Raw genomic sequence first — 3,970 nt, 5'->3', positions numbered from 1 at the left:
TGCGGCCGGCGGCGGTGTCACGCCAGCGCGCGTCGGTGACGGTCGATGTACGATCCTGGGGCATAGTGCTGGCCCTTCGTCTGGGTGGTCGGTACTGCGAGGCCTCGGCGGGTGCCACCGTCGGGGCCCGCTGTTTTCAGGCCGTGGATGCCGCGGGCTGGCTGGTTTCGACGAGAGCTCGGCGGTGAAGCTCGTCGACGCGCCACAGCTCGCCGAGTTCGGCGACGGCGTGCAGGGTCTGGGCGGGCATGTCAGGCCGCCTTCCGGCGAGACGCGTCCCGCGCCCGCTTGCATGTCTTGCACTCGCGGTACGTCCGGCCGGCCTTGACGCCGCGGCCGATGTTCTCCGCCGTGAACGGGTGCCCGTTTGTGCAGTGCGTCTTCGCGGCGTTCAGGGAAGCGACCGATGTCCGGGACCGGAGCGTGTTCTCGCGGGAGGTAACCGGCGCCAGGTGGTCGGGGTTGACGCAGCGGCGGTGCAGGCACGGGCCGCCGGGGCAGGTCGTGTCGCGGGTGTGGCACTCGTGGTCGAGTTGGGCGCCGTGAGGGATCGGGCCGACCGCGAACTGGTACGCGGCCCGGTGGGCGGGCATCGACTTGCCCTTGCTGACGCCGAAGGAGCCGTAGCCGCTGCGGGGCTGAATGCTGCCGGTGTAGATCCAGCAGCCGTCGGGACCCATGGCGACCTTGCCGAGGAGGCGGGCGTAAGGCTCCATTACGCGGCCTTGCGGGGTCGCTGGCGGCGGCGCGGGGCTTCCTGCTGCTCGGGCTGGGGGAGTGCGGCGACGGTGGCCAGCTGCCGGCCTTCCTCGGCGAGGAAGTCGTTGAATGCGGCGGCGGCGTCGGCGATCGCCTGCTCGTAGGTCTTCATGCGGCGGCCGGCATGTCGTCGTCGCCGAAGTCGAAGACCCGGCGGAGCGGGAGCTTGGGCAGCTTCTTGACGATCGCGGCGATGACGCCGGTGCCGGGCTTCGACTCCCCACTGCGGAGGCGGGAGACGGTTCCTTCTCCGAGGTCGAGGAAGTGGGCGACTTCGAGGTTCGTCTTGTAGCCCTCGGACTCCATGACCTGGTCGAATTCGGCGCGGCGCAGCAGGACCGTGTGCTCGGAGCGACGCGGGCGAATGCCGAGCTGCTCGTTGCGGAGGGACCGTGCGGTCCGCTTCCGGGTCTGGGTTGCGTGCATGGATGAACGGTATATCCATCCACGGATGGTTGGCAAGCAGATCTGGTCATCCGCGTGGATGGTGTTCGCGGATGATCGGCCGGGCGCTACTCTGCTTTCATGACAGCGATACCTCTCGATAAAAAATCACTGTCGATGCGTCGGGCCGTGCGGCACCGGACCGGCGGGTCAGTTCATGACATACGCTCCATCCATCAACGGATGGGGGAGGCAGGCGTGGCCGCGAAAGAGCCGACCAGGCTGGGGCATTGGCTGCTCAAGCAGATGAGCCAGCACAACCTGAGCCAGACCGACCTCGGCGCCCTGGTCGGTGTCGCCCAGGCCACGATTAGCCGTTGGATCTACCGGCCGGACATCCAACCCGAACGCGAGAAAATCGAGCTCCTGCCGGCCGCGCTGCGGCTCAGTGTCGACGAACTCGCGGAGCTCGCCGAGATCACCGGGTTCAACCTTGCGGCCGACACGATCAGGGTCGCCGGTGCAGGGACACCGCTTCATCCGCTCGCCGTGGAGATCGGGCGAATGCTGGAGCCGACGTCACCCATCTCGGTTGCGGACCGCCGCGTGCTCGAGGAGCTGCTCGACCGCATCGTCGAGCCGCACCGCAAGACGATGCGTGGCCGGCGCCGAAAAGCCGGTTGATGATCACTCGTTCGGGTCATCCATCCACGGATGCGCTGACGGCGTGGCTACTGGCGCGTACGGTCAACCACCTAGCGAAACGCACCGGGGCCAAACGGGACAAAGCGCACGCCTGCGGGCGTGCACTTCCTCCAGACGGAGGTACCGCCGTCATGTCTAACTTCAGCCGCCTCCGGCTCACCACCCTCCTCGTAGGCGTCTTCACCACCGCTCTCATCGGCTTCGCTGTCATCGCCGAAGCCGCCACCAACATCGAACTTCTCTCCGAAAACATCTCCCGCGGCCTCTGGTTCATCGCCGCCCTCGCCTGGTTCGGCAACATCGCCGCCGTCTGCCGCGACACCATGCTTAGGCAGCTCCACCAGCGCCTCGACCGCCTCGCCGCCTCCATCGGCGACTACGGCGACCAGCGCGAAACCGACGGCCGCCTCGCCGGCATGCGCGACACCGCCGAAGCCATCAACCAGCGACGCCCCCACCTCGTCCAATGACCCGCGCGGCAAACCCCCGACTCCGGGCCGTCCCGGAACAACCCCTTCGCGCGATCATCTACGTCCGGCAGTCAATCTCCCGAGACGACTCCGTCAGCCTCGAACTCCAAGAAACCGCCGCACGCGACTACGCCGCACGCCGCGGCTACAACGTCATCGACGTCGTCTCCGACCCCGGCCGCACCGGCACCACCCTCAAACGCCGCCAGGTCACCGCCACCATCGCTCGCATCGAAAACCGCGAAGCCGACATCATCATCGTCTGGCGCTGGTCCAGGCTCTCCCGATCCCGCCGCGACTTCGCCGTCGTCTGCGACATGGTCGAAAGCGTCGGCGGACGCATCGAGTCGGCTACCGAGCCCATCGACACCAGCACCGCCTCCGGCCGATTCGCCCGCGGCATGATGGCAGAGTTCGCCGCCTACGAATCCGAACTCAAATCAGAAGTGTGGAAAGAAGTCCACGCCCGCCGGCGCAACAACGGCACCCCCGCCCAAGGCGGCCAGCGCTACGGCTACATCCACCAGGCCGGCACCAACACCTACGACATCGACCCCATCACCGGCCCGATCCTCGCCGACATGTACCGCCGGTTTATCGACGGCGCCGGCGGCAACAGCATCGCCGCCTGGCTCAACCGGGAAGGCATCCCCAACCGCATCGGCCGGCCGTGGCGGGCCGACGTCGTCCGGCGGCTCCTGGACTCCGGGTTCGGTGCCGGGCTCGTCACCTACGGCAAAGCGACAAAGACCGGAATGCAGCAGTGGGCGGTCGGCGTCCACCCGGCCGTCATCACCGACGACGAGTGGAAGGCGTACCGGCGGGCGCGGGGTGTGAAGACCAGACCGCCGGAGCCGTCCGAGGCGAAGTACATGCTGACCGGACTCATTCGCTGCGGCGACTGCGGGTTCCCGATGCATCCGACGAAACTCGGCGTCCGGACCGGCTACGGATATGTGTGCTCGAAATGGGCGCAGACGCACACGTGCCGATGTGTGACGGTGACCCGGTCGAAGGTGGAACGGGCGGCCTACCTGTTTCTGAAGGATCTCGCGACGGACATTGACTCTGCGGGGGAGCGGCAGCGGGCCGCGTCCGAGCGGCGGGTGGTGCTGCGATCGGAAACCCAGGACCTGTCGCGGCGGATCGCCCGCGCCGATGAGCGGCTGGTGCGGCTGACGTCCGGCTGGACGGAGGGCCTTGTCCCGGATGCCGCGTACCGGGCGACCCGGGATGAGATCGAGGAGTTGAAGGCACGGCTGGAGCAGCAGCTGGCGGCGGCGGAGTCGGCAACAGCGCGGGTTCCGGCTCGCCCCTCAGTGCCGCCGGGGCTGTTGCAGGCGTGGCCGAGCATGCCGGCCGCGCGGCAGCGGGCCGTGCTGCGGGGGCTCATAGACCGGATGGGGGTGCTGCGTCCGCCAGGAGAGTCCGGCGTGCGCGGCGGCAGGTCCCGGGTGAGGGTGGAAATCCTGTCAACGTGGGGCGAAACGTACTATCCGCTGGAGTCGGAGTAGGGCCTGGGCTGCGACTACTACGGTCTGCCACATAGGTGCCGGGAACACTCGTCCACGAAGAAGTGTCCGGGCGTGTGTGTCAAGCATCACAACCCTGCAGCGGCGACCACCTACCGTGAACACTCATCCATCACTGGA

6 protein-coding genes are annotated in these 3,970 nt (G+C 67.9%); 3 read left to right on the top strand and 3 right to left on the bottom strand.

What is annotated here, in order from left to right:
- Positions 1–251 precede the first annotated feature (251 nt).
- The 3 genes from IEZ31_RS55410 to IEZ31_RS55400 are packed head-to-tail and all read right to left on the bottom strand — an operon-like array spanning position 252 to position 1,185.
- Positions 252–716: an HNH endonuclease signature motif containing protein gene (locus IEZ31_RS55410; protein ID WP_229837330.1), complete on the bottom strand. Its 465-nt coding sequence runs from the start codon at positions 714–716 to the stop codon at positions 252–254.
- Positions 716–871, bottom strand: coding sequence for a hypothetical protein (locus IEZ31_RS55405; RefSeq protein WP_190258233.1), 156 nt, complete (start codon positions 869–871; stop codon positions 716–718). Before IEZ31_RS55405 ends, IEZ31_RS55410 begins: the two co-directional genes overlap by 1 nt.
- Positions 868–1,185, bottom strand: a complete 318-nt coding sequence (locus tag IEZ31_RS55400) for a hypothetical protein (RefSeq protein ID WP_190258232.1) — start codon at positions 1,183–1,185, stop codon at positions 868–870. The genes IEZ31_RS55405 and IEZ31_RS55400 overlap by 4 nt, the downstream gene beginning before the upstream one ends.
- Before the next feature lie 216 nt (positions 1,186–1,401).
- On the opposite strand from IEZ31_RS55400, the gene IEZ31_RS55395 reads away from it, so the two are divergent.
- From IEZ31_RS55395 to IEZ31_RS55385, 3 genes are all read left to right on the top strand, one after another.
- Positions 1,402–1,827, top strand: coding sequence for a helix-turn-helix domain-containing protein (locus IEZ31_RS55395; RefSeq protein ID WP_190258231.1), 426 nt, complete (start codon positions 1,402–1,404; stop codon positions 1,825–1,827).
- A 152-nt stretch (positions 1,828–1,979) separates the two neighbouring features.
- Entirely contained in the window at positions 1,980–2,318 is a 339-nt protein-coding gene (locus IEZ31_RS55390; protein ID WP_190258230.1) for a hypothetical protein, read from the top strand.
- Positions 2,315–3,832: a recombinase family protein gene (locus tag IEZ31_RS55385; protein ID WP_190258229.1), complete on the top strand. Its 1,518-nt coding sequence runs from the start codon at positions 2,315–2,317 to the stop codon at positions 3,830–3,832. The genes IEZ31_RS55390 and IEZ31_RS55385 overlap by 4 nt, the downstream gene beginning before the upstream one ends.
- Positions 3,833–3,970: the final 138 nt, after the last annotated feature.

It is taken from the genome of Dactylosporangium sucinum (genome assembly GCF_014647515.1).
Taxonomy (GTDB): Bacteria; Actinomycetota; Actinomycetes; order Mycobacteriales; family Micromonosporaceae; genus Dactylosporangium; species Dactylosporangium sucinum.
This window is presented reverse-complemented; position numbering and strand designations above follow the sequence as displayed.

Excerpts from the sequence above, each read along its gene's own strand:
- IEZ31_RS55410 (WP_229837330.1), bottom strand. The coding sequence starts at position 716 with ATGGAGCCTTACGCCCGCCTCCTCGGCAAGGTCGCCATGGGTCCCGAC.
- IEZ31_RS55405 (WP_190258233.1), bottom strand. The coding sequence starts at position 871 with ATGAAGACCTACGAGCAGGCGATCGCCGACGCCGCCGCCGCATTCAAC.
- IEZ31_RS55400 (WP_190258232.1), bottom strand. The coding sequence starts at position 1,185 with ATGCACGCAACCCAGACCCGGAAGCGGACCGCACGGTCCCTCCGCAAC.
- IEZ31_RS55390 (WP_190258230.1), top strand. The coding sequence starts at position 1,980 with ATGTCTAACTTCAGCCGCCTCCGGCTCACCACCCTCCTCGTAGGCGTC.
- IEZ31_RS55385 (WP_190258229.1), top strand. The coding sequence starts at position 2,315 with ATGACCCGCGCGGCAAACCCCCGACTCCGGGCCGTCCCGGAACAACCC.